Source organism: Streptomyces boetiae (assembly GCF_031845405.1).
Taxonomy (GTDB): Bacteria; Actinomycetota; Actinomycetes; order Streptomycetales; family Streptomycetaceae; genus Streptomyces; species Streptomyces boetiae.
This window is the reverse complement of sequence record NZ_JAVREN010000002.1, coordinates 45305-69802: the sequence shown is the minus strand read 5'-3', so window position 1 is coordinate 69802 and position 24498 is coordinate 45305. Positions and strand designations below refer to the sequence as shown.

The following is a 24498-nucleotide window of genomic DNA, read 5'->3' as shown; positions in this document are numbered from 1 at the left end:
CGTCGCGCTCCCGCCCCCGTAGGGGGACGGGGTCAGTCGAGGTAGTCCCGCAGCACCTGCGAACGGGAGGGGTGGCGCAGCTTGGACATGGTCTTCGACTCGATCTGGCGGATCCGCTCGCGGGTGACGCCGTAGACCTTGCCGATCTCGTCCAGGGTCTTGGGCTGGCCGTCGGTGAGGCCGAAGCGCATGGAGACCACGCCGGCCTCGCGCTCGCTGAGCGTGTCCAGCACCGAGTGGAGCTGCTCCTGCAGGAGGGTGAAGCTGACCGCGTCCGCCGGGACCACGGCCTCGGAGTCCTCGATGAGGTCGCCGAACTCGCTGTCACCGTCCTCGCCGAGCGGGGTGTGCAGGGAGATCGGCTCGCGGCCGTACTTCTGGACCTCGACCACCTTCTCGGGGGTCATGTCCAGCTCCTTGGCCAGCTCCTCCGGGGTGGGCTCGCGGCCCAGGTCCTGGAGCATCTGGCGCTGCACCCGGGCCAGCTTGTTGATCACCTCGACCATGTGCACCGGGATGCGGATGGTGCGGGCCTGGTCGGCCATGGCGCGGGTAATGGCCTGCCGGATCCACCAGGTCGCGTAGGTGGAGAACTTGTAGCCCTTGGTGTAGTCGAACTTCTCCACGGCGCGGATGAGGCCGAGATTGCCCTCCTGGATCAGGTCCAGGAAGAGCATGCCGCGGCCGGTGTACCGCTTGGCGAGGGAGACGACGAGGCGGAGGTTCGCCTCCAGCAGGTGGTTCTTCGCGCGGCGGCCGTCCTCGGAGATGATCTCCAGCTCGCGCTTGAGCTTGGGGGCGATCTTGTCCGAGCCGGCCAGCTTGTCCTCGGCGAAGAGGCCGGCCTCGATGCGCTTGGCCAGCTCCACCTCCTGCTCGGCGTTGAGCAGGGGGACCTTGCCGATCTGCTTGAGGTAGTCCTTGACCGGGTCGGCCGTCGCGCCGGCGGCGGCGACCTGCTGGGCGGGGGCGTCGTCCTCGTCCTCGTCGGACAGGACGAAGCCCTCGTTCTCCTGCTTGCCCTCGGGGCCGGGCTCGGCCGGGGCGGCGCCGCGGGCGGCCCGCTCGGCGGGCTCCTCCAGCCCTTCCTCCTCGCCCTCGAGGAACTCGTCGACGATCTCCTTCTTCGACTCCCCCTTCTTGCCGGTCGCGGCGGTCTTCTTCGCCGCGGCCTTCTTGGCGGGAGCCTTCTTCGCCACGGCCTTCTTGGCGGGGGCCTTCTTCGCCACCGCCTTGGCGGCGGCGGGCGCCTCGGGGGCCTCCAGCTCCTCCGGGGCCTGCGCGGCGGCGGGCGCCTCCAGCTCCTCGGGGTCCGGAGTCCCGGCGCCCGCGGGGGCGGCCAGGGCGGTGGCCTTCTTGGGAGGGGGGGTCTTCGCCGCGACGGTCTTCGTCGCGGTGCGCTTGGCCGTTGTCTTCGCGGCGACACTCTTGCGGTTGCGCTTCGGCGCCTCGGCGGCACTCACCATCAGCGTCACGCCCTCCTCGTCGAGGATCTGGTTGAGGCTGCGCAGAACGTTCTTCCACTGGGTTGACGGGATCTGGTCAGCCTCGAAGGCCCGGCGCACGTCATCGCCGGCGATCTGCCCCTCAGCCTTCCCCCGCTCGATGAGCGCCATCACAGAATTGGACTCGGCGATCTCCGCGGGGAGGGAACGGGAAGTGCTGGCCGACACGAACAACCTCTCGGAAACTCTGGGAACGGCTTGGGGCCCGCCCCAGGCGGACGGGACCGTGGCCGGCGGCGGGGGTGAGCCGTCGGCATCGGCGGCCGCGGCGGCGGACTGCTGGTCCTGCCGCTGCTGCCACCTCTTGATTCATCGCGCTGCTCCCCGAAGCGTTACGCAGCTTTCGCGTGTCCCGAGTCACACCGCACGCTCGAGAGTAGCGGGCCGGGCTGAAGGCGTCGCCGGAAGGCCGGTGCGGACCCGTCCCGGCGACACCCTGGCCCGCCGCGGTCAGTGCTCGCGCGGCGCCGGGACGACGTGGTCCGCGCCGGGGGCGGCCCCCGCCGCGGGAGAGGCGGGCTCGCCCGCGGCGAGCAGCTGGCGCATCGCGGTCTCCGCGGCGGGAGGCTCGGCGGCGGCGATGGCGTCGACGATGCGCTGGTGGAGGGCGACGGTGCTCTCGGTGGGGTGCTCGCAGCCGGAGGGGGCGCCGCCGGAGACCTGGAGGGCGGCGGCGACGATGCCGGAGAGGTGCTCCAGCATGCGGTTGCCCGCGGCCTGGAGGAGCAGGCCGTGGAACTCGGTGTCGGCGCGGGAGAAGGTGAGGGCGTCGCCCTGGGCGAGGGCGTGGGTCATGATGTCGACCATGTCGGCCAGGCGCTGGCGGACCTCGTCGGGGGTGTCGGAGGCGGCGAGGCGGGCGGCCAGCGGCTCGATCGTCAGGCGCAGCTCGCACAGCTCGCGGCGCTGGTCCTCGCGCTGGGGGCCGAAGGCGCGCCATTCGATGATGTCGGGGTCGAGGAGGTTCCAGTCGCCGACGGGGCGGACGCGGGTGCCGACGTTGGGGCGGGCGCTCACCAGGCCTTTGGCCTCCAGGACGCGGAGGGATTCACGGACGACGGTGCGGGAGACCTCGAAGCGCTGGCCGATCTCCTCGGGCACCAGCGGGCGGTCGGCGCCCAGGTCGCCGGAGACGATCATCTGGCCGAGCTGCTGGACGAGTTGGCCGTGCAGGCCGCGGCCGCGGCTTCCGGCGGCGCGGCGGCCGATGCGGCCGAGGTCGGGGTCCCCGCCGTCCCAGGCGGGGGCGTTGGTGGTGCGGGCGGCGCCGGTGGACTCCGCGTAGGAGTAGCGGTCGAGGTCGCCCGGGCCTGCGGGGCCGGAGTCGGTGGCCCGCGGGGCGGTCATCATGGAGTGCGCAAGGGTAGTCACGCCTCCTTTGTCGGCGGGCCCCGTTGACACCTTGAGGTCTTTGGTGAAAAGCACACGAAAGGGTGATCGGCGCCTCCCGCATAATTGACGCCTATCCGGAAGGAAATGGTCGCGCATCGCGCAATACGGACATCCTGTAAGGTCGTTGGGGGCGGCGACGGCGCGCGCGGGGGGCGCGCGGCGGGGTTATTCGTCCTGGAGCCGGGGGCCGTTGCGCAGGCTGACGAGGGCGTACGCGCCCGCCATGACGGTCAGGGACAGCAGGAGGGCCCAGCCGATCGGCTGGGACGCCAGACGCACGCTTGCGGACAACCAGCGGTCGACTCCGGAAGGGAACGGAAGCTGGGTCAACGCGTGCAGCCGGCCCGGGAGTCCGTCGAGCGACCGGCCCGCCGGCCCGGCAAGCACGGCGCGCAGCGCGGGGGCCACCGCGAGGGGGAGGAGGGCGACGGCGGCCAGCCCGGCCAGGGCGGAGCGGAAGAGCCCGGCGGCCAGCAGCCCGGCCCAGGCGCAGCCCGCCGACAGGCCGGTCGTGCAGGCCAGCGCCCACTCCCAGGAGCCCTCGACGGGAACGCTCTGCCCGAACAGGAGCGTGAAGGACGTGGAGTTGACGGCGACGGAGGTCAGGCACAGCAGCGTCGCGGCGCAGGTGGCGACGACGAGCTTGCCCGCGAGCAGGGAGATCCTGCGGGGCACGGGGACGCGGGTGGGGGCGAGCGCGGGGTACCGGAACTCGTGGCCGAAGGACAGGGCGCCCAGGACGCCGGCCGCGAGGGCGGCCGGGGGCAGCGGCAGCGGGGCGGCCCAGCCGGCGAGCACCCGCTCCGCGGGGGCGGGGCCGCCGGAGGCGAGGAGGAGGGAGGCGACCAGCCCCGCGAGCAGGGCCGCGCCCATCACCACCCAGCCGGTGGCCACCCCGGCCCACCGGCGCAGCTCGTAGCGGACCGGCCAGGCGGGGCCCGGCGGCGGCAGCGCCGGGAGCCGGGGCGGCAGCCGCGCCGGCCGACCCGCCCCGGACTGCGGCCGGGGGCCGGAGGGGGCGGCGGTCGCCGCCGCGGCCCTGCCGTCGGCGCGCAGCAGCGGCCCGGCAGGGTAGCGATCCCCGCGGTCGCCCACCTCGTCGGCGAGCTGGTGGACGACGACGCGGTGGCGGTGGGCGATCTCGCCGACGGCCGCGAGGCTGCTGCCGAAGACGGAGATTCGGTCGCCCGACTCCCGCACGACCTCCGGCCGCTCCCCTCCGGGCGCGGGAGCCGCGAGGGCCAACTCCCGTGCCAGAGCGTCCTCCAGCAGGTCCGCGTGCGGGGTGAGCACCGCGACGCGGGGGCGCAGCAGGGCCCGCCCGAAGTCCAGGGCCGTCTGGTCGGCGACCAGCCGCCCGTCGTCGACGCTGACCACGCGGTCGGCGACCCGCGCGGTCTCCCGAGGGTCCTCCGCACTGGTCAGCACGGTGCCGCCCTGCTCCGCGTAGCCCCGCAGCAGGCCGCGCAGCCAGGCGGTCTCGCGGGGGGAGAGCCCGGCCCCCGGGTCGTCGAGGACGAGGGTGTGCGGGTCGCCCAGGAGGGCGACCGCGAGCCCGAGCCGGCGGTCCATGCCCCGGGAGAACCGGCCAAGCGGCTGGTCGGCCAGGCCGCTGAGCCCGACCACCTCCAGCACCTCCCCGGCCCGCGCGGCGGGGACCCCCGCGACGGCGGCCAGCATCCTCAGGTGGCCCAGGGCGGTGCGCCGCGGGTGGCCCGGCACGTCTCCGAGCAGGACGCCGACCTCCCGCGCGGGGTGGGGGACCCGGCCGAGCGGGCGACCGCGGAAGAGGGCGACGCCCCGGCCGGGCTGGAGCTGCAGCATCAGCCGCAGGGCGGTGGACTTGCCCGCGCCGGGCGGGCCGAGGAGGGCGGTGACCTGGCCGGCGCGGGCTTCGAAAGTGAGGTCGTCGACGGCGGGGCGACGGCCGCGCCGGGCCGCGCTGGTGAGTCCGATGGCCTGGATCATCGCTTCTCCCGAGAGGCGTGCACCCTGGCACGATAACGGGAGATATCGGATAAACCGGGTAATTCCCGGTGTCGCGCGGTCAGACCTCGGGCCGCAGCATCGGGGGGTTGAGCAGCGTGGCGCCGCCGGCCCGGAACAGCTGGGCGGGCCGCCCTCCCTGACGGGTCGTCGTGCCGCCCACGGGAACGAGGAACCCGGGCGTCCCCGTCACCTTGCGGTGGAAGTTCCGCGGGTCGAGGGCGACTCCCCACACCGCCTCGTACACCCGGCGCAGCTCCCCCACCGTGAACTCCGCCGGACAGAAGGCCGCCGCCAGGGAGGAGTACTCGATCTTCGACCGGGCGCGCTCGACGCCGTCGGCGAGGATCCGGGCGTGGTCGAAGGCCAGCCGCTCGGTGGCCTGCTCGTCCAGGCCCTCGAGGAGCCGCGCGACGGGGGTCCACCGGGCCCCGCCCGCGTCGCCGCCGGCGGTCGGGGCGGGCAGGTCGGGGGCCAGGACCAGGTGGGCCACGCTGACCACCCGCATCCGCGGGTCCCGGCCCGGCTCTCCATAGGTGGCCAGCTGCTCCAGGTGCACCCCTGCCTGCGTGCTGCCCGGATCCTGGGTCCCCAGGCCCGTCTCCTCCGCCAGCTCGCGGGCCGCCGCGGTGACCAGGTCCTCCTCCACCCGCACGAACCCGCCCGGCAGCGCCCACTGCCCCCGGTACGGCTCCTCGCCGCGGCGCACGGTGAGGGCGCACAGCGCATGCCGGCGGACGGTGAGCACGACCAGGTCGACGGTGACGGCGAACGGCGGGAAGTCGGACGGGTCGTAGGGCATGCCGTGATCATAGGGGCCCGTGACACCCTCACCGGCGCCCCCGGGCAGCCCGCTCCCGGCGCATGGAGCGGCGCAGGGGCTCGGGGTCGACGCCCTCGTTGCACGCCTGGTGCAGGAGTCGCGCGAAGACGTACTCGGGGTCCGTCTCCAAGGCCATCCCCAGCGCGATCCGCGCCCCCACCTCGTCCCCCGTGGCCCAGGACACCCAGCCCGCCAGGGTCAGCGGGGCGGCGGCGTGCTCCCGGTACGCCCCGACGCAGCGGCGCGCCAGCGCCCGCCACAGGCGCAGCGCGGGTGGGGCCTCGGTGCCCTCCATCCACTCGGCCGCGATGTCCCGGATGGTGCGGTCCTGCAGGCCGAGGACCAGCCGGGCCGCCTCCTCGGAGGTGAGCAGGGCGTCGTCCCGCCCGTCCGTGGAGGCGTCGTCGGGGTCGGCCGGGGCCAGGGCCCGCTCGAAGCGCTCAAGCAGCCGCCCGGCCAGATCGAGGCTCTCGGCCCGGACCGCGTCGATGCTGGCCTGCCCGTCGAGCATCCGGGGCACCAGCTCGGCGGCAGCGGCGTCCAGGGCACGCAGCTGCCGGGCCTCGGCCGGGCCGGTCAGCGGCGCCAGCCGGCTCTCGAGGTCCCGCAGGGAGCCCTGCACGCGGATCCCGGCGTACGCGGCGGCGGCCGCCATCGGGGAGGTGCCGGTCAGGGGCAGCTCGTTCCCCTCGGCGGGGCAGCAGTCGGGGCCGGGGCAGCAATAGGACCAGTACCGCGCGCCGGTGACGTAGAGGGCTTCGAGGACGGGCACGTCCAGGGCGCCGCAGGCGGTGCGCATCCGCTGCGCCAGGGGGCGCAGCCGCTCCATGGTCTCCTGGGCGGACACCCCGGGCTGGGGCTCCTGGCAGAGGTAGACGACGGCGGCGTCCGGGCGTCCGCGGCGGGCCGCGGCGCTCTCCACCAGGCAGCCCGCGAGCTGCTCGGCGGCCTCGCTCCAGGCTGCCGGCTCCTTGGGGATGCCCGTGCGCAGTCGGCCGCCGAGCCGACCGCGCCGGCCGTGGAGGCCGATGAGCACGATCGAGTCGTCGGGGTGGTACCCCAGCAGGTAGGGCAGGGCGTCGGCGAGGTCGGCGGGGCCGCGGAGAACGACGCGGTTCTCCTGGAGGGTGACGTGGTGGGCGGTGTCGCTGTGCTGGTTCATGGCGGCGAGGATGCCGCCGGGCGGGGCGGTCGCGCCGCGCGTTGTCCACAGGTCCGGGCTGCGGTCGTACTCGTCATAGGTATGACCGAGTTGTCCACAGGGGCGGCTGGCACCGCCCCGGGCGAGTGGGCTTGCATGGGCTCATGCAGTCATCGCCCGCGGGCCACGCCCCGCCTTCCTCGTCCGGGTCGCCCGAGCTGCGCGCCGAGGCCGACGCCACCCTGGCCCGCCTCGTGGGCAGCGACACGGCCGCGCTTCGGCCGGACCAGTGGCGGGCCATCGAGGCGCTGGTGGCCGAGCGGCGCCGCGCCCTCGTCGTGCAGCGGACCGGGTGGGGCAAGTCGGCGGTCTACTTCGTGGCCACCGCGCTGCTGCGCCGCCAAGGCGCCGGCCCGACCGTCATCGTCTCCCCGCTCCTCGCCCTGATGCGGAATCAGATCGAGGCGGCCGCGCGGGCCGGCATCCACGCCCGCTCCATCTCCTCGGCCAACGCCGAGGAGTGGGAGGCGGTCCGCGAGGAGATCGAGAAGGGGGCGGTCGACGTGCTGCTCGTCTCGCCGGAGCGGCTGAACAATCCGGACTTCCGCGACCGCGTCCTTCCACGGCTGGCCGCGGCCACCGGGCTGCTCGTCGTCGACGAGGCGCACTGCATCTCCGACTGGGGCCACGACTTCCGCCCTGACTACCGGCGGCTGCGCACGCTGCTCGCCGACCTGCCGGCCGGGGTGCCCGTGCTGGCCACGACCGCGACGGCCAACGCCCGGGTGACCGCGGACGTCGCGGAGCAGCTCGGCACCGGCGGGGAGGACGCGGGGGCCCTGGTGCTGCGCGGGCCGCTGGACCGCGAGAGCCTGCGGCTGTCCGTGCTGCGGCTGCCCGACGCCGCGCACCGGCTGGCCTGGCTGGAGGGCTACCTCGGCGAGCTCCCCGGCTCCGGGATCATCTACACCCTCACCGTGGCGGCGGCCGAGGAGGTGGCGGCCCACCTCTCCGCCCGCGGCCACCGGGTGACGGCGTACACGGGGCGGATGGAGAACGCCGACCGCCAGGCCGCCGAGGACGACCTCCTGGGCAACCGCGTCAAGGCGCTCGTCGCCACCTCCGCGCTCGGGATGGGCTTCGACAAGCCGGACCTCGGCTTCGTCGTGCACCTGGGCTCCCCCTCCTCCCCCATCGCCTACTACCAGCAGGTGGGCCGCGCAGGGCGCGGCGTGGCCCACGCGGAGGTGCTGCTCCTGCCGGGCCCCGAGGACGAGGCGATCTGGCGGTACTTCGCATCGCTCGCCTTTCCGCCCGAGGAGCAGGTGCGGCGCACCCTCGACGCGCTGGCCGCAGCCGACGCGCCCCTGTCCCTGGCGGCCCTGGAGCCCCGGGTCGAACTGCGCCGCTCCCGCCTGGAGATGATGCTCAAAGTCCTGGACGTGGACGGCGCCGTGCGCCGCGAGCGCGGCGGCTGGACCGCCACCGGCTCGCCCTGGGCGTACGACGCCGGGCGCTACGCCGGCGTGGCAAGGCGGCGCGAGACAGAGCAGCAGGCGATGCGCGACTACGTCGCGGCCACCGGCTGCCGGATGGAGTTCCTGCGCCGGCAGCTGGACGACCCGGAGGCGGCCCCCTGCGCGCGCTGCGACAACTGCACCGGCCGGGGCCACGCGCCCGACGTCGACCCCGACGCGCTGGCCGCCGCCCGGGGCGAGCTGGCCCGCCCGGGGACGCCCGTGGAGCCGCGCCGGATGTGGCCCACCGGCCTTCCGGCCGTCGGCGTCGACCTCAAGGGGCGCATTCCCGCCGGCGAGCAGGCCGAGCCGGGGCGCGCCCTGGGCCGCCTGTCGGACATCGGCTGGGGGAACCGGCTGCGCCCGCTGCTCGCCCGGGGCACCCCGGACGGGCCGGTGCCGCAGGACGTGGCGGACGCGGTCGTCACCGTCCTCGCCGACTGGGCCAAGGGCCCGGGGGGTTGGGCCACCGGGGATCCGGAGGCGCCGCGGCGCCCGGTCGGCGTGGTCACTGTCGGCTCCCGCTCCCGGCCCGTGCTGATCGGCTCGCTGGGCGAGCGGATCGCCGCCGTGGGCCGGATGCCGCTGCTCGGCGCGCTCGACCCCGGGCCGCCCGAACGCCCGGCCCGCCGGAGCAACAGCGCCCAGCGCGTGCGGGAGCTGGCCGACTCGCTCACGCTGCCGCCCGCCCTCGCCGCGGCGGTCCGGGAGGCAGGCGGGCCGCTGCTGCTAGTGGACGACCTGACCGAGACGGGCTGGACGCTGGCCATGGGGGCGCGGCTGCTGCGCGCCGCCGGCGCCGAGGCGGTGCTGCCGCTGGTCCTGGCCGTGGACGGCTGACCCACCGGCTCAGAACATGCCGAGCTGACCGGCCTCTTCCAGAGATTCGACGGCCGCCGCGTCGCGGTGCGAGGGGAGTTTGAGATGGCGCCAGCGAGGCAGCGCGTCCAGGTAGGCCCACGAGCGGCGGTGGTGCGGAGTCGGGCCCAGCCGTTCCAGCGCTTCCCGGTGCACCGGGGAGGGATAGCCCGCGTTGCTGTCGAAGCCGAACCCCGGGTGCTCCGGGGCCAGTTCGGCAAGCATCGCGTCACGGCGCACCTTGGCGATGACGGAGGCAGCCGCCACCGCCACGCAGGACTGGTCCCCCTTGACCACCGTGCGCACCCTCCAGGGCTCGCCCAGATAGTCGTGACCGCCGTCCAGGATCACCGCGTCCGGGGGCTCGGGAAGTCCCTCCAGGGCCCGGCCCGCCGCGAGCCGCAGGGCCGCGGTCATGCCCAGCGTGTCGATCTCCCGGGGCGAGGCGTGCCCCAGGGAGAAGGAGGTGACCCAGCCCGTGAGGACGTCGGCCAGCGCAGTGCGGCGCGGCGGGGACAGCAGCTTGGAGTCGGTCAGCCCCTCGGGCGGGCGGCGCAGGCCGGTGACGGCGGCGCAGACGGTGACCGGCCCGGCCCAGGCGCCCCGCCCGACCTCGTCGATCCCGGCGACGAGCCGGGCCCCGGTGGTGGCGCGCAGCGACCGCTCGACGCGGTGGGTGGGAGGCTCGTACGGCATGGCGCGGCCCACCTTACGCGCACCAGCCCTCGAAGGGCCGCTCGGGTGTGTGCCAGCGGTCGAAGGGGCGGTCGAGGTGGTACCGGCCGTCGCCGCCCAGCACCAGTTCACGGGTCTCGCCGTTGCCCGGGTTGGACAGGGACTCGAACTCGGCGACGGTCCAGTGCAGCCAGCGCATGCAGAAGAGCCGCATGGTCAGCCCGTGCGTCACCAGCAGGACGTTGGGCGGGTGGTCCGGCTCCTTGAAGCTGCGCCACAGGCTCTCCAGGAAGGCGCCCACCCGGTCGTAGACGTCTGCCCCCGACTCGCCCTGCGCGAAGCGGTAGAAGAAGTGCCCGTAGGCGTCCCGGGCGCGCTTCTGGCGCAGCACGTCCCGGCGGTCCTGCCAGTTCCCCCAGTCCTGCTCGCGCAGCCGCGGCTCCTCGCGCACCCTGACGCGCGCCGGGTCCAGCGCCAGGGCCCGGAAGGTCTGGTGGGTGCGGCGGTAGGGCGAGACATAGGCGGAGACCCGCTCGGTGCCGAAGACCTCGCGCAGCCGCTTCCCGGCCGCCTCGGCCTGCTCCCGGCCGCGGTCGGTCAGCTCCAGGGCATGGTCGGGCACCCGCTCGTAGACCGAGTCGTCGTGGTTCCCCTGAGACTCGCCGTGCCTCAGGAGAACGATGCGCCGGGGCCGTGCCATGGGCTCAGCGTAGTTCCCGGCCGCCGGCGGCGCTGGGCCGCGGCACGTCCGTCAGACCGTCCATCCCGGCTCCATGTCGATCACGTCCCCGGCGATCGCGGCGACATCGGCGCCGGTCTGGGCGCGCAGCGCGAGCCGTTCCACGCGCTCCGTGCGGTACTTGGCGCGTTCGGCCGCCGAGTCCCACATCGACAGCACGAGGAATTCGCTCTCCGGCTCGGCCTCCGCGAAGACCCCGCGGAGCATGCCGGGCGAGCCCGCCATCGCCGGGTTCCACACCTTCTCCTGCATCAGCGCGAAGTGCTCGGCGCGCTCCTTGTGGACCCGGCAGTGGGCCACGCGCAGCAGGTCGGCGTCGGTGAACCGCGGCTCGAAGCCCATCTTGACATCGAAGCGGTACTGGAAGAGGAGGGATCGTGTGTCCTGGACGGCCCCCGACTGGGCCGCGGCGAGCCGGTCGTGGGAGCGGGCCATGAAGGAGTCGTAGAACGCCCGGCTCTCCCAGAAGGAAAAGAGGTGCACGACGTTCGGCCGGGTGCGGCTCCAGCCGCCCCCCTGGGCCCGGAATCCGGGCTCGCCGAGCAGCCCCGCCCACTTCCGCTGCGCTCGCTCGAAGCCGACCCGGTCGACGACGGTGCAGCGCATCCACTTGACCAGCACCGCGCCATGGTACGGCCATCCGTGATGCCCACGGCACGAGATCACCCAACCCGCACCGCACCCACCGGGCCCGTCCCCGGCGGCCGTTGGGGCGGACGACGGCCGCCCCGCCCGCCGGGAGGCGGGCGGGGCGGAGGAGAGCCGGCTCCGCCGGGGCGCTGGAGGCAGACCGGCGCCCCGGGCGGTGGCTCAGCTGCAGCCGCTGGTGGAGCCGCAGCCCTCGCACAGGTAGCAGCTGCCGGCGCGGCGCATCTTGGTGCCGCAGGTGAGGCACAGCGGGGCGTCCGCGCTCAGACCCAGCTGCATCTCCAGCAGCTCCGTGGAGCTGTGCGCCTCCTTCGGCGCGGGCTGCTCGGGGGCCGCTGCCCGCGGGGCGGCGGGCGGGACCGGACGCGACGCGGGCGGTGGGGTCACGATCTGGCGCGGGGCCGACTGGGACAGCGCCTCCACGTCGACCTCGTCCTCCTCCTGCTCGTAGGAGCCGGTGTCCAGGTGCCGCTGGCGCTCCCCGGCGGTGTGGATGCCCAGCGCCGAGCGGGTCTCGAAGGGCAGGAAGTCGAGCGCCAGGCGGCGGAAGATGTAGTCCACGATGGACTGCGCCATCCGCACGTCCGGGTCGTCCGTCATCCCGGCCGGCTCGAAGCGCATGTTGGTGAACTTCGAGACGTAGGTCTCCAGCGGCACCCCGTACTGCAGGCCGACGGAGACGGCGATGGAGAAGGCGTCCATCATGCCCGCGAGAGTGGAGCCCTGCTTGGACATCTTCAGGAAGACCTCGCCCAGCCCGTCGTCCGGGTAGGAATTGGCCGTCATGTAGCCCTCGGCGCCGCCCACCGTGAAGGAGGTGGTGATGCCGGGGCGCCCCTTCGGCAGCCGCTTGCGCACCGGCCGGTACTCGACGACCTTCTCCGGCTCGGCCGCGGCCTCCGCCTCCTTCTTCTTGGCGGACAGCGGCTGACCGACCTTGCTGTTCTCCACATAGACGGCCAGGGCCTTGACGCCGAGCTTCCAGCCCTGGAGATAGATCTCCGCGACGTCGTCCGCGGTGCTGGTGCTGGGCATGTTGACCGTCTTGGAGATGGCGCCGCTGAGGAAGGGCTGCGCCGCGGCCATCATCCGCACGTGGCCCATCGGGGCGATGGACCGCTCCCCCATCGCGCAGTCGAAGACCTCGTAGTGCTCCTGCCGCAGCCCGGGGGCGTCGATGACGTTGCCGTGCTCGGCGATGTGGGCGACGATCGCCTCCACCTGCTCCGGCTGGTACCCCAGTCGCTTGAGGGCCTTGGGCACCGTGTTGTTGACGATCTGCATGGAGCCGCCGCCGACGAGCTTCTTGAACTTGACCAGGGCCAGGTCGGGTTCGATGCCGGTGGTGTCGCAGTCCATCATCAGGCCGATGGTGCCGGTGGGGGCGAGCACGGACGCCTGCGCGTTGCGGAAACCGTTCTTCTTGCCGAGGCGCAGAACGTCCTGCCAGGCCTCGGTGGCCGCGGCCCACACGGGGGTGTCCAGATCGTCCATACGCTTGGCCGCGTCGTTGGCCTCCGCGTGCTGGCGCATCACGCGGTTGTGGGCATCCGCGTTGCGGGCGTAGCCGTCGTAGGGCCCGACGACGGCCGCGAGCTCCGCCGAGCGCCGGTAGGAGGTGCCGGTCATCAGCGAGGTGACGGCCCCGGCCAGGGCCCGCCCGCCGTCGGAGTCGTAGGCGTGCCCGGTCGCCATCAGCAGCGCGCCGAGGTTGGCGTAGCCGATGCCCAGCTGGCGGAAGGCGCGGGTGGTCTCACCGATCTTCCGCGTGGGGAAGTCCGCGAAGGAGATGGAGATGTCCATCGCGGTGATGACCAGTTCCACGACCTTCGTGAACCGCTCGACGTCGAACGACTGGTGCCCCGCGCCGTCGTCGCTGAGGAACTTCATGAGGTTCAGCGAGGCGAGGTTGCAGGAGGAGTTGTCCAGGTGCATGTACTCGCTGCACGGGTTGGACGCGGAGATGCGGCCCGACTCGGGCGAGGTGTGCCAGTGGTTGATGACGTCGTCGTACTGGATGCCCGGGTCGGCGCAGGCGTGTGCGGCCTCCGCCATCTTCCGGAACAGCCCCCGCGCGTCGACCTGTTCGATGATCTCGCCCGTCAGCCGCGCCCGCAGGCCGAAGGAGGAGCCCGCCTCCACGGCGCGCATGAACTCGTCGTTCACCCGGACAGAGTTGTTGGCGTTCTGGTACTGGACGGAGGTGATGTCCTCGCCGCCGAGGTCCATGTCGAAGCCGGCGTCCCGCAGGGCGCGGATCTTCTGCTCCTCCTTGACCTTGGTCTCGATGAACGCCTCGACGTCGGGGTGGTCGACGTCCAGGACGACCATCTTGGCCGCGCGGCGGGTGGCGCCGCCGGACTTGATGGTGCCCGCCGAGGCGTCGGCGCCGCGCATGAAGGACACGGGGCCCGAGGCGTTGCCCCCGGAGGAGAGCAGCTCCTTGGAGGAACGGATGCGGGAGAGGTTCAGGCCGGCGCCGGAGCCGCCCTTGAAGATCATCCCCTCTTCCTTGTACCAGTCGAGGATCGACTCCATGGAGTCGTCGACGGCCAGGATGAAACAGGCGCTGACCTGCTGCGGCTGGGCGGTGCCGACGTTGAACCACACCGGCGAGTTGAAGCTGAAGATCTGGTGCAGCAGCGCGTGGGCCAGCTCGTGCTCGAAGATCTCGGCGTCCTGGGGCCCCGCGAAGTATCCGTGCTCCTCACCCGCGCGGCGGTAGGTCTTCACGACCCGGTCGATGAGCTGCTTCAGCCCCGTCTCCCGCTGCGGGGTGCCCAGGGCGCCGCGGAAGTACTTGCTGGTGACGATGTTGACCGCGTTCACCGACCAGAAGTCGGGGAACTCGACGCCTCGCTGCTCGAAGTTGACCGAGCCGTCGCGCCAGTTGGTCATGACGACGTCACGGCGCTCCCAGGTCACTTCGTCGTAGGGGTGCACGCCGGGCGTAGTGTGGATCCGCTCGATCCGCAGGCCCCGGCTCCCCTTGGCTCCCTTGCCCTCCTTGGCCCGGGAGCCCCGTGCCGGGCCGCTCGTCGTCTCAGTCATTCCGCCTCCCTGTCCAGGCATAACGCCATGTCGTGTCCCGGAATGCGCCGGTTCACGGATTCTGTTCTGATGGCCGGCGCGCGACGGTGCGCGACGGTTGGTCTGTGGGTGGCCCGGCCGGGGCCACGGGCCCCGCCGTCCGGCTCAGCCGGCCGCGGGTGGTCGCGCGGGCGCGGGCGCCGCGGGCAGTCCCGCGCGCAGCTCGGCGATGGCGTCCTCGAAGTCCTCGAGCGAGTCGAAGGCCCGGTAGACGGACGCGAAGCGCAGGTAGGCCACCAGGTCCAGCTCGCGGAGCGGCCCGAGTATGGCCAGGCCGACGTCGTGCGTGGACAGCTCGGCGCTGCCGGTGGCGCGGACCGCCTCCTCGACGCGCTGCCCCAGCTGGGCCAGGGCGTCCTCGGTCACCGGGCGGCCCTGGCAGGCCTTCCGGACGCCGGCGATCACCTTGTCCCGGCTGAACGGCTCGGTGACGCCGCTGCGCTTGATCACCATCAGCGAGGCGGTCTCCACCGTGGTGAAGCGCCGGGAGCAGCTCGGGCACTGGCGGCGCCGGCGGATCACCGTGCCGTCGTCCGCGGTGCGGCTGTCGACGACGCGGCTGTCGGGGTGCCGGCAGAAGGGGCAGTGCATGACCTCTCTCCCCTCTCGGCAACGGCGACCCGCGTCGGTGACGCAGCGTGGCGGCGCCGGGCATGGGAGCACAGCGCCTGGCCTTCCCCGGGCCGGTGAGCGGCCGGTGAAGACGGTGCCCAGCATAGGCGATTTCCGGGGGCCGCGATGGCCCGCGACACAATTTGTGGGGAGCCACCAGACGGGCACCCACTAGATGTAGGGCCGAAGGGCGCGTCGCCCCCAGGGGCGTGTCGTGCCGCGACAACCGGGGGGGCCGGGACGCGAGCGCGCGGCCACGTATGGCAGGCTGGGGCCACGGGGGGTAACCGTGCGGAGGCAGGGGCGGGCCACGGCGGTGCGCCATACACCCGGGTTCTTGATCACGTCAGGGGATCCGGCAGTTTTCACTCGAACGTGTGTTTGGCGCAACCTTTCGATAGCAACTACCGTTGTCTGGCCAGGAGTATCACCTCAGAAGGGGCCGACATGACCACCGCCGCAGACGACGCCATCACCGCCGAGCGCCGCCAGGACCGGATGGGCGCGCCGGCAGCGGCGCCGGGACGGGCGCTGCCCGGTCGTCCGCCGGGCATCCGCGCCGACAGCTCCGGCCTCACGGACCGGCAGCGGCGGGTCATCGAGGTGATCAGGGACTCCGTGCAGCGCCGCGGCTATCCGCCGTCCATGCGTGAGATCGGCCAGGCCGTGGGCCTGTCCAGCACTTCCTCGGTAGCGCACCAGCTGATGGCCCTGGAGCGCAAGGGCTTCCTCCGCCGCGACCCGCACCGCCCCCGCGCGTATGAGGTGCGCGGCGCCGAGACTCCCGCGCCCCCCGCGGCGGAGACCGTGGGCAAGCCCGCGGCCTCCTACGTCCCGCTGGTTGGCCGGATCGCGGCCGGCGGCCCCATCCTGGCGGAGGAGTCGGTCGAGGACGTCTTCCCCCTGCCCCGCCAGCTAGTCGGTGACGGCGAGCTCTTCGTCCTCAAGGTGGTCGGGGACTCGATGATCGAGGCGGCCATCTGCGACGGCGACTGGGTCACCGTCCGCCGCCAGCCCGTCGCGGAGAACGGCGACATCGTGGCGGCGATGCTCGACGGCGAGGCGACCGTGAAGCGCTTCAAGCGCGAGGACGGCCAGGTCTGGCTCCTCCCGCACAACGCCGCCTACCAGCCCATCCCCGGCGACGAGGCCACCATCCTGGGCAAAGTCGTCGCCGTCATGCGGCGCATTTGAGCCGCCGCACCCCCCGCGGCCCGGCCTCACGACGCGGTGGTGGAGCGTGCTGCCGCGTCGATCGCCGCCAGTGAGCGGCGAACCTGATTCCGGTCGGTGGTGTACCAGAAGTCCGGCATCGAGGCCCGGAGAAACGATCCATACCGGGCCCGGGCCAGCCGCGGGTCGAGGACCGCGACCACGCCCCGGTCCCCCGTGGACCGCACCAGCCGCCCCGCCCCCTGGGCCATCAGCAGCGCGGCGTGCGTGGCCGCCACCGCCATGAAGCCGTTCCCCCCGGCCTGCTCCACCGCCCGCTGCCGCGCGGTGACCAGCGGATCGTCCGGCCGCGGGAACGGGATGCGGTCCATCACGACCAACTGACAGCTCGGCCCGGGCACGTCCACCCCCTGCCACAGCGAGAGCGTCCCGAAGAGGCAGGTCCTGGCGTCCTCGGCGAATGTCCGGATCAGCTCGCCCAGGGTCTCCTCGCCCTGGAGCAGGATCGGCAGGTCCAACCGGTCCCGCAGCTCCTCCGCCGCCGCCTGCGCGCCGCGCATGGAGGAGAAGAGCCCCAGCGTCCGGCCGCCCGCAGCCTCCACCAGCTCGGCCAGCTCGTCCAGCATGTCCGCGCGCCCCGCCTCGCGGCCGGGCGGGGAGAGGTGCTGGGCGACGTAGAGGATGCCCTGCTTGCGGTAGTCGAAGGGCGATCCGACGTCCAGCCCCTGCCATGGCGGCAGGTCCTCGCCCTCCTCCCCCTCGGGGCCGAGGCCGAGCGAGGCGGCCACGCCGTTGAAGTCGCCGCCGAGCCTCAGGGTCGCCGAGGTGAGCACAACCGAGCGGTCCTGAAAAAGCTTCTCCCGCAGCAGCCCCGAGACCGACAGCGGCGCCACGCGCAGCGAGGCCCCGTACCGGTCGTGCCGCTCGAACCACACCACGTCGTACGCCGAGTTCCCGGTGATCCGCTCGGCCACCTCCTGCACGGTCTCCAGGGAGGCCAGGGCCTGCTTGCGCACCGCGTCCTCGTCCGCCACGGAAGCGTCCCGGACGGCGCCCAGCGCCGAGATCGCCGCCCGCGCCGCGTCCCGCAGCGCCGCCAGCGCGTGCCCCAGGTCGTCGGGCAGCTTCTCCAGCCGGCCGGGCAGGGCCAGCTCCATCAGCCGCTCGAACTCCTCGGACGCGGTCAGCAGCTGGTCCGCGACCTTCTCGTCGATGAGCTTGGAGGCACGCCGCACCGCCCGCTGCACGGCCCCGGGCGTCAACTCGCCGGTGGCCACGCCGGTGACCCGGGAGACCAGCTCGTGCGCCTCGTCCACGATCAGCACGTCGTGGCCCGGCAGCACCGGCGCGCCCTCGATGGCGTCGATGGCCAGCAGCGCGTGGTTGGTCACGATGACCTCGGCGAGCTTGGCGCGCTCCCGCGCGGCCTCCGCGAAGCACTCGGCGCCGTACGCGCACCGGGAGGCGCCCAGGCACTCCCGGGAGGAGACCGAGACCTGCCCCCAGGCCCGGTCGGAAACGCCCGGGGTCAGCTCGTCGCGGTCGCCGCTCTCCGTCTCCTCCGACCACTCCCGCAGCCGCAGCAGATCCTTCCCCAGCCGGCTGCTCGGCCCCTGCGAGGCCTGGACCGCCTCGAATTGGTCGAACAGGCCCTCCTCGTCGTCGCGCGGCACGCCCTCGTGCAGGCGGTGCAGGCACAGGTAGTTGGACCGGCCCTTGAGGGTGGCGAACTCCGGGCGGCGGCGCAGCAGCGGGTGCAGCGCCTCCACCGTCCGGGGCAGGTCCCGCTCGATCAGCTGCCGCTGGAGCGCGAGCGTGGCCGTGGCGACGATGACCCGCTCGCCCTGGGCGAGGGCGGGCACCAGGTACCCCAGCGACTTGCCGGTGCCGGTGCCCGCCTGGACCAGCAGGTGGGTGCCGTCGCCGATGGCCGCGGCCACGGCCCCGGCCATGGCCGCCTGTCCGGGCCGCTCCGAGCCGCCCACGGCGGCCACCGCGGCGTGCAGCAGGTCGGTGAGGGCGGGCGTGCCGCCGGAGTCAGTCCCGGTGTCAGTCATAGGGCTGTCACCTTACGCGGCCCCTGTGACAACGGGCGCCGGGTTCACGGCAGGTGCAGCGGGTTCGGGACAGTCCCCTCCACGGCGGCGTGGGGGCGTTCGGGGCGGTCGCGGTAGCCGTCCAGATGGAGGCGGTTGCGGTTCAGGCAGAGCCGCTCGATGCGGGGCGTGAGCAGGTCGAAGGCCTCGAACCGGGCCTTCAGCTCGGGGAAACGCCGCTGGTGGGCGAGGATTTCCGCCCGGACGAGTGACCAGAAATCGCTCTCGGGGACGCCCAGTTCCTCCTCGCACAGCGGGGCGAGGTAGCGGAAGACGCCGACGAACAGCCCGGAGTGGATGAACTGGGTGAGGAAGCCCGGCGGCTCGGTCAGCAGCACCTGCCGCACCTCCTCGGGCACGCCGTCGAACTCCGGCAGTGGCTGCGCGCTGAGGTTCACGTCGTCCACGAAGTCCTTGACGGCCAGCCGCACCGGCGTCTCCCGCTCGTCGAAGACGACCAGGGCGTTCTCCCCGTGCGGGGAGAAGACGGTGCCGTACCGGTAGAGGAAGTGCAGCAGCGGCGGCAGCAGGGCGCCGAACAGCCGCTCCAGCCAGGCCCGCGGCTCCAGCCCCGAGCGCCGGACCAGCTCGGCGGTCAGCGAGCGCCCCTCCGGGTCGGTGTAGAGCAGCGCGGCCAGCGTCCGGGCGCGCTCGCCGGGGTCGAGGTACGGCCCGATGGGCTCGCGCCAGATGCAGCCGAGCAGCTCGCGGTACTGGTAGGGAACGGTGGGCAGCCGGTCGTAGAGAGGGTGCTCCACGGTGACGGAGGCGGTCTCCCCCAGCAGGATCACCCGCGTCTCCTCGGCGAGGAAGGGGTCGGCCTCCCGCACCCCCTGCATCCAGCCGGTGACGGCCGGGGCCGCGAGGGTCCGCTCGGTGGGCAGGCCGCGCCAGACCAGGGTGTTGAGGACGGACAGCGGCAGCTTGACGCTGCGCGCGTGCGGGCGGCTGACGTTGAGGAACGTCCGGATGGACTGCTGGGGCAGCCGCAGGTCGCCGTCGGTGGGCAGGGGTATCAGCAGGCTCTCGGCGATCTGCGGGGCGTAGAGCGGGGCGATCGTCTCGTCCCACTGCCAGGGGTGCACCGGCAGCCAGAGGTAGTGCCCCGGGTCACGCCCGGCCTGAACGACGGTGCGGGCGAAGGCCTCCCGCGTGACCGGCGTCAGCTCCTCGGCGTACAGCCGCTCGGGTCCGGCCAGTCCGGGCACGCCGCGGTAGCGGGCGAGGTTGCGGTGCACGGCGAGCCAGGGCAACGGCCGGGGCGTGCGCGCCTCGGGGGCCCAACGGGCGGCGTCCGCGGCGGAGAAGCCCAGCCGCCCCTTGTTGGCGACCAGCCAGGGGTGTCCGGTCTGGTGGCCCTCCAGGTCGGCGTGGCCGAGGTCGGCCAGCCCGGCGGCGCTGAGGGCGTCGGCGGCCAAGGCGACGTCGGCGGCCAGGGTGGCCGTCAGCTCGCGGATGAGGTGCCCGGTGGTGTCGCCGCTCAGGCCGAGGAGGGTGTCGTGGGCCTGGGCGACGAACGCCAGCGGGTCGGCCGCCGGCTCCAGGGAGGCCGGGTCTATCCGCCAGTGGCCGTAGGCGCCGCGGCGGGCGCGGAAGCGGTAGCTCGAACCGCCGGGCACGGGCAGGACGTAGCGGCCGGAGTCCTCGGGGCCGTCGGGGCGGGGGGTCAGGATGCCCTCATAGGCGAACTCGCCCAGCAGCTTGGCGAACATCCGGCGCGCCGCCTCCCGCCAGGCGACCGCCCCGGCGGCGGGGCGGCGGGAATGCGGGGACCGGGGGGCTGGGGCGGCCGGCCGGGGCGTCGTGGTCATCGGGACCTCCTGGGTGCGGGACAGGGAGCGGACGGGACGAGCGGGGGGACGGCGGGGGCGGCGCGGGAACGCCGGGCGGGGCGAGGGGGAAACGGCCGGGGCGGGGCGCAGAGGGAACGTTCCGGCGCGGGCCCGGACGGAGGCGCGCGGCGGCCGGGCGCCACGCGGGACCGGGTGGTTCAGCGGTCGCGGACCATCAGGACGGCCCGCTTATCGGGCAGCACCGCCTCCCCCGCCTCCCGGAATCCGGCGGCCCGGAAGGCGGCCAGGGAGGGTCCGTTGCGCGCGTCGGGCTCGGCGACGACCCGCTCGCAGCGCGGCCGGTGGAGCAGGATCTGCTCGGAGACGGCGCGCAGCAGCGCGCTGCCGACGCCCCGCCCGCGGTCCTCGGCGCTGCCGATGAGCAGGTGGACGCCGGTGTCGTGGAGCCGCGAGGGGTAGTAGCGGGCGAGGGGGTCGAGGTCGGCGCGGTAGATCTCCCAGTAGCTCATCGGCAGGCCGTCGAGCAGGCCGAGGCAGGGCAGGCTGCGGCCGTCGCCGGCGAGCTGGGCGCGGACGTGGGCGGCCGTGCGCTCGGGCGGCCCGGCCAGCAGCCAGAAGTCGTCCACGGCCGGGTCGTTCATCCACCCGGCGATCAGCGAGAGGTCGCGGGGGAGGTGCACGGGGACGAGCTGGAGGACGCCCGCGGGGGTGGGGACCGGCCCCCAGTCGGGGAGGTGGTCCAGCAGGTCGGGCTGCCAGGGCGCGGCGGGCCGGGCGGGGGCGGGCGCGTAGCCGGGCGGGGCGCCCGTGAGGTCGGGCGGCAGGTGCAGGTCGGCGGTGTCCTCGCCGTCGTCGGTCGCGGGGCGGTGCGCTGGCACGGGCTGCTCCTGGTGGTGCGGAGGGCGCGGGGACGGGATCGGGCCGCGGCGGGCGGCCCGGCGGGGGCATTCGGCCGGGGGGCGGAACGGCCCGGGCGGGCGTAGCGGGTCCAACGGGCGCCGCGGGTCCGGCCGGGCGAGGGGCGCGGCGGTCAGGCCGTGGCCAGCGGGTTGGCGACGGTGACGTACACGGACTGGCCGTCCACCGGGCCGACCAGCTCGTCCAGGCCGTGGAGCCGGGTGAGGAGGTTGGCCTTGCAGCGCAGCGTGGGCGCGTCGAGGAGGCGGGGCACGAGCGAGGAGAGCGGGCCGTCGCCCGCCCGCCGGGCCTCGCCCGCGAGGAACCCGCGGAAGGCGGCCAGCAGCACGGCCTCGTCGGCCAGCCCCTCGCTGCCGAGAGCGCCGATCAGACCGAGGACGTTGTTGATGCCCAGGTAATAGGCGAAGCGCTCGTCGGCGACCTCGTCGGTGACGAAGGTGTCGGAACGGTCGCCCAGACCCGGCAGCCTGCGGCGCAGGGCGTCGCGGGCGGAGGCGCGGTAGTAGTAGCCCTGGTTGTCGCGGAAACGGCCGCCGGCGGGCCAGCCCTCGCGGTCGAGGAGGACCAGGGTGTTCTGCGCGTGGGCCTCCAGGGCGATCCCGGCGTGCGCGTCCAGCCAGAGCAACGGCCTCACCGCCGCGCGCAGGTACCGCAGCAGCCACTCGGCGGCGACGGCCGGGACGCCGCGCCCGGTGCGGGCGGCGAGGCCGGTGACCAGCCCGGCCAGGCGGGAGCGCAGCTCGGCGCGCGGGCGCCCGGGCCAGGGCCGGGGGGCGGTCAGGGCCGCCAGGCAGGCGACGTCCTGCTCCGGGCCGAAGGGGCTCTGCCGCAGCAGCGCGTCCAGGCCGGGCACGGGGCGCCCGTCGGGGGCGTTGACGGCCAGCCAGGCGGGGTCGCGCAGGATGTCGAAGTCGCCGCCGGGGCAGGCGGCGCGCCACTCGCGGTCCAGGCCGCTCTCCAGCAGCCGGTGGACCTCCACGCCCCGATGCAGCTCCTTGCGCAGGTGCTCGCGGCGGGAGTTGGTGATGCGCAGGCCCAGCGAGAGCTTGAGCATGGCGGGCGCGCCGGGGCGGTGGACGGTGCGCAGCGAGGAGGTGGGGTGCCAGGGCTCGCCGTGCTCGCCGAGGTCACGCAGCAGGCCGGCGTCCAGCAGGGCGGCGGCCTCGGGGCGGCGCAGCGCCTCGCGGGCCTGCCAGGGGTGCAGCGGCAGGGCCGCGGCGCCGGGGGGCAGGGGCAGGCCCGGCCCCGCGAGGCGGGCGGTGAGCGCGGCGGCGGGCACGGGGCCGGCCTCGCCGCGCTCGTACCAGGCGGAGTCGGCGGCCAGGACGGAGGGGGCGACGGCCAGCCAGTGCAGGCGGAAGGAGCCGCGCAGCTCGGGCGAGGAGCGCCGGGCCTCGCCGTCGGTCAGGCCCTCGCGGCTCTTGGGCGTGGGGTGCAGCGGGTGGCCCAGCAGGAGGGACTGCTCGGCCTCCAGGAACGCGTGGCCGTGGGCGGCGGGGCCGGGGTCGGACCGGCGGGCGGCGAGGAAGGCGGCGGTGCGGCGCGCGGAGTCGGCGACCCGGCCGGCCAGCTCGGTGCCGTACGCGGCCCCGTCGGCGGGGGTGCTCTCGCGGGCCAGGAGGGCGGCCACGGTGACGGCGTCCGCGGGCGGGGCGCCCTGGGGGGTCCCGGCGAGGGCGGGCGGGCCGAGGCGGTGCAGGCCGGTGGGCGACCAGTACCGGACGGGGACGTGGAGGGCGGTGCCGGAGGCCGGCAGCGGAACGAGCAGCAGGCCGTCGGCGGGGCGCGGCAGGCCCGTTTCCCTGACCCAGCAGCGCAGCAGGCTCTCGGTGGCGCAGGCGTCGGCCGCGCGGACGGGGTCGGAGTGCTCCAGGGGGTCGGGGGCCGGGGCCTCACCGAGCGGGGGGGCAGGGGGTCCGGGGAGCAGGCCGGGGCGGGGTGGCGCGTTCATCCGTAGTGCGGCGCGGGTGCGGCCGGGGCGGGCCGCGGCGCCTCCTCCTTGGGTCCAGCGGGGTCGGTCACCGGCAGGTCAACGCTGTGCGAGGGTCCAGCTCTGGGTTCATCCATACGTGGTAACGATCCAGGGGCCCGCGAATCACGGCCTGTGACAAGATCCTTTCCGCGTGCACGTGCGGAACCGGGGACCCGGGTACCGCCGTCCAGTTGGTCACCGGCATAGTTGGGGGGCGCTTCCCCCGGTCGGCGGAGTGCGCGCTCCATCAGAACGACACGCTCACCTCAGGGGGGATGCACCATGTCATCGATACGCACGCGGCGGCGGGGCCGGCGCCGGACGGCGATGGCCGTCACCGCGCTGGCCGCCACGCTCGCCCTCACGGCCACGGCCTGCGGAGGCGAGGACGGCGGAAGCGGGGGCAGCGGCGGGAACGGCTCGTCCGACTCCCCGCTGAGTCAGGAGCAGCTGCAGGGCATCATCGACGACCTGCCCTGGGTGCCCGCCGACTTCGACTTGGAGGCCTGGCTGAACGGCGGCTGGGAGAACTGGGAGGACGAGTCCTGGCTGCGGGAGATCGGCGAGTTCGTCAATCCGATCATCGAGGGTCTGTGGGACCCGGACCGCATGGGCGACGCCGAGGACCCCGACCCGTCCATCGATGAGGACCAGATCGAGGAGGACCCCGCGCCGCCGCCGGCCGACGACCCGGCGGCCGACCGCGGCGTCACCGACCCGGAGCCCGCGCCCGTCCAGGCCGAGGCCGTCGAGACCCCGTACACGGAGAACGGCGCCCCCATCGGCAAGGTCTTCTTCGACTCCCCCGAGGGCCCGATGGTCTGCTCGGGCACCGTGATCGCCGACCCGGCCAACCCCGGCCGTTCCAACCTGGTGGCCACGGCGGGGCACTGCGTGCACGCGGGCGCCGGCGGCGGCTGGTACCGGAACATCGCCTTCGTCCCGGCGTACAACAGCGATGGCCTCAGCGCCGAGGAGGTCGCCGCCGCGGCCCCCGAGCAGATCGCGCCGCTGGGCACCTACTGGGCCAACTACGTCTCCACCACGGAGTACTGGATCAACACCGGCACCGAGTCCGGCGGCGACGGCGCGCACGGCGACTTCGCGGTCCTGTCGGTGACGCCCGAGGACGGCGGGGAGCAGTCCCTGGAGGAGCGCGTCGGCGGCGCGGTCGAGGTCAACTTCGACGCCCCGGCCGTCTCCGGCCTGGGCCCGGTGACCCTCTACGGCTTCCCGGCGGCCGAGCCCTACAACGGCGAGCTGATGTACCGCTGCGTGGACAACCCGCGGCGCCTGTCGCTGGACGCCAGCATGCCCGTCATGTACTGGGCCGGCTGCACCATGACCGGCGGCGCCTCCGGCGGCCCGTGGCTGCGGACCAACGAGGCGGGCGAGGCGGAGCTGATCTCGGTCAACTCCATCGGCCCGCTGGAGAGCACCTGGCTGGCGGGGCCGCGCCTGGAGGACGAGGCGCGCGGCGTCCTGGAGTACGTCAGCGGTCAGGCGGCCGCCGCGGAATAGCCGCCCGGCACTGCCAGGACCGGACACCACAACGGCGAG

Annotated in this window: 17 protein-coding genes; 3 read left to right on the top strand and 14 right to left on the bottom strand. The window is 74.4% G+C overall.

Annotation, left to right across the window (positions count from 1 at the left end):
- Positions 1-32 precede the first annotated feature (32 nt).
- The 5 genes from RM780_RS01485 to RM780_RS01465 form a co-directional block, all read right to left on the bottom strand.
- On the bottom strand, positions 33-1673 hold the full coding sequence (locus RM780_RS01485) for an RNA polymerase sigma factor (protein ID WP_311628551.1): 1641 nt from the start codon (positions 1671-1673) through the stop codon (positions 33-35).
- Positions 1674-1955: 282 nt separating this feature from the next.
- Positions 1956-2930: a FadR/GntR family transcriptional regulator gene (locus RM780_RS01480; RefSeq protein WP_311628550.1), complete on the bottom strand. Its 975-nt coding sequence runs from the start codon at positions 2928-2930 to the stop codon at positions 1956-1958.
- Between the two features lie 132 nt (positions 2931-3062).
- The gene (locus tag RM780_RS01475) at positions 3063-4865 is read right to left on the bottom strand and encodes an ABC transporter ATP-binding protein (RefSeq protein ID WP_311628549.1); all 1803 of its coding nucleotides are present in this window, start codon (positions 4863-4865) and stop codon (positions 3063-3065) included.
- Between the two features lie 79 nt (positions 4866-4944).
- A complete protein-coding gene (locus RM780_RS01470) occupies positions 4945-5685 on the bottom strand; it encodes an NUDIX hydrolase (protein WP_311628548.1) in 741 nt (246 codons plus the stop codon).
- 28 nt (positions 5686-5713) lie between these two features.
- On the bottom strand, positions 5714-6868 hold the full coding sequence (locus tag RM780_RS01465) for a DUF4192 domain-containing protein (protein ID WP_394812858.1): 1155 nt from the start codon (positions 6866-6868) through the stop codon (positions 5714-5716).
- 143 nt (positions 6869-7011) lie between these two features.
- Between RM780_RS01465 and RM780_RS01460 the strand changes: the two genes are divergently transcribed.
- On the top strand, positions 7012-9204 hold the full coding sequence (locus RM780_RS01460) for a RecQ family ATP-dependent DNA helicase (RefSeq protein ID WP_311628547.1): 2193 nt from the start codon (positions 7012-7014) through the stop codon (positions 9202-9204).
- 9 nt (positions 9205-9213) lie between these two features.
- Here the strand turns inward: RM780_RS01460 and RM780_RS01455 are convergent, their stop codons facing one another.
- The 5 genes from RM780_RS01455 to nrdR form a co-directional block, all read right to left on the bottom strand.
- Positions 9214-9918, bottom strand: coding sequence for a ribonuclease HII (locus RM780_RS01455; RefSeq protein WP_311628546.1), 705 nt, complete (start codon positions 9916-9918; stop codon positions 9214-9216).
- A 13-nt stretch (positions 9919-9931) separates the two neighbouring features.
- Entirely contained in the window at positions 9932-10597 is a 666-nt protein-coding gene (locus tag RM780_RS01450) for a histidine phosphatase family protein (RefSeq protein ID WP_311628545.1), read from the bottom strand.
- 51 nt (positions 10598-10648) lie between these two features.
- Positions 10649-11257, bottom strand: a complete 609-nt coding sequence (locus tag RM780_RS01445) for a DUF4937 domain-containing protein (protein ID WP_311628544.1) — start codon at positions 11255-11257, stop codon at positions 10649-10651.
- A gap of 189 nt (positions 11258-11446) precedes the next feature.
- Positions 11447-14335, bottom strand: coding sequence for a vitamin B12-dependent ribonucleotide reductase (locus RM780_RS01440; protein WP_311628543.1), 2889 nt, complete (start codon positions 14333-14335; stop codon positions 11447-11449).
- Between the two features lie 144 nt (positions 14336-14479).
- Positions 14480-14965, bottom strand: coding sequence for a transcriptional regulator NrdR (gene nrdR, locus RM780_RS01435; RefSeq protein ID WP_311628542.1), 486 nt, complete (start codon positions 14963-14965; stop codon positions 14480-14482).
- A gap of 519 nt (positions 14966-15484) precedes the next feature.
- Between nrdR and lexA the strand changes: the two genes are divergently transcribed.
- Positions 15485-16180: a transcriptional repressor LexA gene (gene lexA / locus RM780_RS01430; protein ID WP_394812865.1), complete on the top strand. Its 696-nt coding sequence runs from the start codon at positions 15485-15487 to the stop codon at positions 16178-16180.
- 26 nt (positions 16181-16206) lie between these two features.
- On the opposite strand, the gene RM780_RS01425 is transcribed toward lexA, so the two are convergent.
- From RM780_RS01425 to RM780_RS01410, 4 genes are all read right to left on the bottom strand, one after another.
- The gene (locus tag RM780_RS01425) at positions 16207-18216 is read right to left on the bottom strand and encodes an ATP-dependent DNA helicase (protein WP_311628540.1); all 2010 of its coding nucleotides are present in this window, start codon (positions 18214-18216) and stop codon (positions 16207-16209) included.
- Positions 18217-18260: 44 nt separating this feature from the next.
- Positions 18261-20066: an IucA/IucC family protein gene (locus tag RM780_RS01420; protein WP_394812857.1), complete on the bottom strand. Its 1806-nt coding sequence runs from the start codon at positions 20064-20066 to the stop codon at positions 18261-18263.
- A gap of 179 nt (positions 20067-20245) precedes the next feature.
- On the bottom strand, positions 20246-20926 hold the full coding sequence (locus tag RM780_RS01415; RefSeq protein ID WP_311628539.1) for a GNAT family N-acetyltransferase: 681 nt from the start codon (positions 20924-20926) through the stop codon (positions 20246-20248).
- Between the two features lie 152 nt (positions 20927-21078).
- Positions 21079-22917 (bottom strand): IucA/IucC family protein, encoded by a 1839-nt coding sequence (locus tag RM780_RS01410; RefSeq protein ID WP_311628538.1) that lies wholly within the window; start codon positions 22915-22917, stop codon positions 21079-21081.
- 303 nt (positions 22918-23220) lie between these two features.
- Between RM780_RS01410 and RM780_RS01405 the strand changes: the two genes are divergently transcribed.
- Positions 23221-24459: a trypsin-like serine peptidase gene (locus RM780_RS01405; RefSeq protein WP_311628537.1), complete on the top strand. Its 1239-nt coding sequence runs from the start codon at positions 23221-23223 to the stop codon at positions 24457-24459.
- Positions 24460-24498: the final 39 nt, after the last annotated feature.

Excerpts from the sequence above, each read along its gene's own strand:
- RM780_RS01475 (WP_311628549.1), bottom strand. The coding sequence starts at position 4,865 with ATGATCCAGGCCATCGGACTCACCAGCGCGGCCCGGCGCGGCCGTCGC.
- RM780_RS01470 (WP_311628548.1), bottom strand. The coding sequence starts at position 5,685 with ATGCCCTACGACCCGTCCGACTTCCCGCCGTTCGCCGTCACCGTCGAC.
- RM780_RS01465 (WP_394812858.1), bottom strand. The coding sequence starts at position 6,868 with ATGAACCAGCACAGCGACACCGCCCACCACGTCACCCTCCAGGAGAAC.
- RM780_RS01460 (WP_311628547.1), top strand. The coding sequence starts at position 7,012 with ATGCAGTCATCGCCCGCGGGCCACGCCCCGCCTTCCTCGTCCGGGTCG.
- RM780_RS01455 (WP_311628546.1), bottom strand. The coding sequence starts at position 9,918 with ATGCCGTACGAGCCTCCCACCCACCGCGTCGAGCGGTCGCTGCGCGCC.
- RM780_RS01450 (WP_311628545.1), bottom strand. The coding sequence starts at position 10,597 with ATGGCACGGCCCCGGCGCATCGTTCTCCTGAGGCACGGCGAGTCTCAG.
- RM780_RS01440 (WP_311628543.1), bottom strand. The coding sequence starts at position 14,335 with ATGACTGAGACGACGAGCGGCCCGGCACGGGGCTCCCGGGCCAAGGAG.
- nrdR (WP_311628542.1), bottom strand. The coding sequence starts at position 14,965 with ATGCACTGCCCCTTCTGCCGGCACCCCGACAGCCGCGTCGTCGACAGC.
- lexA (WP_394812865.1), top strand. The coding sequence starts at position 15,485 with ATGGGCGCGCCGGCAGCGGCGCCGGGACGGGCGCTGCCCGGTCGTCCG.
- RM780_RS01425 (WP_311628540.1), bottom strand. The coding sequence starts at position 18,216 with ATGACTGACACCGGGACTGACTCCGGCGGCACGCCCGCCCTCACCGAC.
- RM780_RS01420 (WP_394812857.1), bottom strand. The coding sequence starts at position 20,066 with ATGACCACGACGCCCCGGCCGGCCGCCCCAGCCCCCCGGTCCCCGCAT.
- RM780_RS01410 (WP_311628538.1), bottom strand. The coding sequence starts at position 22,917 with ATGAACGCGCCACCCCGCCCCGGCCTGCTCCCCGGACCCCCTGCCCCC.
- RM780_RS01405 (WP_311628537.1), top strand. The coding sequence starts at position 23,221 with ATGTCATCGATACGCACGCGGCGGCGGGGCCGGCGCCGGACGGCGATG.